Source organism: Halopseudomonas aestusnigri, assembly GCF_002197985.1.
In the GTDB taxonomy this organism is placed as follows: Bacteria; Pseudomonadota; Gammaproteobacteria; order Pseudomonadales; family Pseudomonadaceae; genus Halopseudomonas; species Halopseudomonas aestusnigri.
Window position 1 is genome coordinate 1 of the sequence record NZ_NBYK01000017.1, and the last position, 3151, is coordinate 3151.

Annotated in this window: 3 protein-coding genes; all 3 read left to right on the forward strand. The window is 46.0% G+C overall.

Annotated elements, in window-relative coordinates:
* Positions 1–460: 460 nt before the first annotated feature.
* Positions 461–1405 (forward strand): hypothetical protein, encoded by a 945-nt coding sequence (locus tag B7O88_RS16435; protein WP_235005836.1) that lies wholly within the window; start codon positions 461–463, stop codon positions 1403–1405.
* Between the two features lie 93 nt (positions 1406–1498).
* A complete protein-coding gene (locus tag B7O88_RS16440) occupies positions 1499–2059 on the forward strand; it encodes a hypothetical protein (protein WP_088277657.1) in 561 nt (186 codons plus the stop codon).
* 95 nt (positions 2060–2154) lie between these two features.
* Positions 2155–2859, forward strand: a complete 705-nt coding sequence (locus tag B7O88_RS17860) for a hypothetical protein (protein ID WP_140418599.1) — start codon at positions 2155–2157, stop codon at positions 2857–2859.
* Positions 2860–3151 lie beyond the last annotated feature (292 nt).

Below are 3151 nucleotides of genomic sequence, written 5' to 3' on the forward strand. Positions count from 1 at the left end.
TCGCTCCTCAGACACCCTACGCTTCTTTTTCCCGATAAATCTGCGCTACTCGCCCGCGTAAACGGGACTTGGGTCCGTGCATTCGCCACGTCCGTATTTGCGCGCCAAGGCCGCGCTACTTCACCTAATCTTTAGCCTAATTCAGGGTTGGCAAACGACGCGTGTAGTAGCACTATCAAATCACCACACTTCTCGCGGCCCCGTCAGGAGGCATGGATGCTACATAGACCCGACTCATTTCACCTCGAATACCCGACAGCACCGTCACCTGCGTGCAAGCCACTGCCGTCGATCAGTGGAGCGTTAAGCCTCGTGCGGTTTAACGTTCAGCACTCGTGCGCGATGGCCGCTAATCCATTGAAATATAAGAAAATATTAGATCGCCTCATCCGGCGTTATGCCGCGTATTAAAGTTAGTGCGATCTAATCACTGTTATAGCTTTCATGCAATGGAGCCTGTATGACACTGGTTATCGTTAGTCACGACTTAAGGCCAAGCCTAAATTTCGCTTGGAATGAGGACGCGAGAAAGGACAAGAAAACGCCTTTAGAACCGGATGGCCTTTTGGTGGCCACCGACACCGCAATAACCACTTCGGATACAGGGGTGACCCTTCTAAGCGGATTTAGAAAGTCTTACGAAGTGCCCGTAAAGGTATGGAGGCCATACTTTTTAGGTGCATATTTCCATAGCTATCGAACCACTTACTTGGAAACGTCGTGTTTCATCGCGTTTGCTGGAAGCACTCTTACAGCTCAGCATGTCTTAAATAGCATAACGGAACACCTCGGGAAACTTCGTATAAGTTACCGAAGAGGCAGTAGCTCTCCTGGAGAATATTGCGTGGTCCGGCATTGTCAGAAGAACGATCTTGAGCAAGGGCAAGGTGTGGATCAGTGGGGTGACGATATGTTTCTGCCGCAGGACATTGAAGCCCTTCTCACGGCAGATGTGATTGCCGACAACATTCTTTACTCCATAAACGAATCTCTGAGATCAGCAAGAAGATACAAGCTCGACGCTAAATCCTTGCAACAAATGCAAACAGACTTTGCAGCTGGTATCTATTGCCCAGTAAGCAGGAAGCATAGCTTGTATACGTTTCGAATGGACAAAGCTCCAGATGACAATGGTATATATGAAGTCTTCGCGAAAAAGGATGAGATAAATTGGAACCAGGTGGCGGTACTTGGTATGAGAGCAGAACACGAAGCTGATGCTCAGGCGGTTCTTGATGACTGTATAAAGTCTTGCACCCCTCCCGGCGACGCACTTTTTGATTTTCTGAATAGCGCTATCGATAAAGCTCAGCAGTCTGGTAGCAATGCCATTGATAGGCCGTCTGTGTTAAAAAGATTTGAAGGTGGGCGGCTGGAAAAGGTGCGGCATTCAAGTGAGCTATAACAAAGCCAATCACAACGACGGCTTTTCCGTTCCGGCTTCGCCTCCACTACAAAGCCGCGTGTGTTGGCGGCGTTATACGCAAGAAGAAATCGTATGATAAATTTATTAATCGGGGGAATATTAGGGCTGATTATTGCTACAGTCGGATTTGATCTGACTCAGAATCCTGATAGAAATTTAACAATCCAAACAGTCACTAATATTGTAATTGCTCTTGCTACTTTTGTTGCCGTCGCCATTAACTACCTTTCTATAAAGAGCCAAAAGGAAAGCAGGCGTTGGGAGGTTAACAAGGATGTACTAATTAAAGTCAGCACCACGTTATCTGACTTAATGGCTCAAACTAGTAAACTGTCTGATAATGCCTTTAACGATTTGCAAGGCATTCCAGAGGAGCATAAATTCTCGCCAGATAATTCTATATATTCGAAATTTGAGCAATATTTAGAGCATACAGTTAGCGTTTACGGCCCGTTACTGAATAAAGAGGTTGTCGCAGCTATAGCGAAGTATAAAAAGATTGATTCAAATATTACTCATGCGTACGAAATAGACGAATTTGATATTTTTCAAGCATATGACGCATCCTATGCTGCCCAGGAAGAACTCATGAAAACACTTAATAAGACCATAAAAAAATATGCTGCCATTTAAGCGTATAACAAGGTGGTGTTGTCGCCTGCGGCTGGGACAGCCTACGCGTTGCTTCGGCTGCCCCAAACCACGGCGTTAGGACAGAGTCCATATTAATGAGCTACCTCGCAGAAGCCATACTTTTTATAGAGTCGAATGAAACTACAATCGACCTATTAAAGTGGGCAGTAGTTGGACTGGTAGCGTGGATGCTAGGCATTTTTCGCTATCTAAAAACCAAGCTAAAACGGCCAACCTTGGAAGTTGAAGCCTTTACAAGTCGATGTAGCTGGGAAGAACTAGGTGAAATAGATGGAAACCCTGGGAATGTGCGCGTAATTTTACTAATTGAAGCGGGAATTAATAATCCAACTACTGAACCAATTGTTGTAAGATACTTCACTTTACACGTAAAAAGGTTAAAGAGCTGGCCAATTTGGAATGAAGCACTTAACCCAACAACCCTCCCATGTCGTGTTCGCCACGTTGTCGGCGACGTTACTAGATATTTGAAGAATTGGTTCTCAAATTTTGAAGAGGGCCCAGAGTATTTGACATTAAGTCCAAGAGTAGAAAGCCGGGAGTTTCAATCGGGCTTCTTAATTTTCGTATCCGCGTCTTGGGGAAATATGCGCCCATTGGTGACGGATAAAGGCATTCCTATAAAGCTAAAGGCCAGATTAACTACGGGTGAAACTCTGGTGGCCAAAACAAGTATCACAGTGCTTGAGAATCAGACGATAATGGATAGCTTAGTACCTGGAGTGTTTAAACATGTTGAGAACCCTGCAACTTGGAACATTGTGCGTAGTAAGTCCTAACAATCGGCTGCACGGCGACCGATTCTCCGCCGCTCTGCGGCTACAAACCGGCGCGTGAGCCGGGCGTTACGCAGTTTCCAAACTTACTTGATGTCGGCCCCGTTCGGTGGTCACGAAAAACCGCATACTCGGTGATTGGCACTGAGCCTTTTGTCACTTTTCCCTTGAGCGCGGCGTTCGACATCGCGGCTGTCTCGTCCTCCTCTATTTGTAGATGTGAGTGGGGCAGTATTCGTTGCAATCCAGATATTGACTCTCTCGCCCGCAGATAAAGCTGATCACTTGCAGCTTG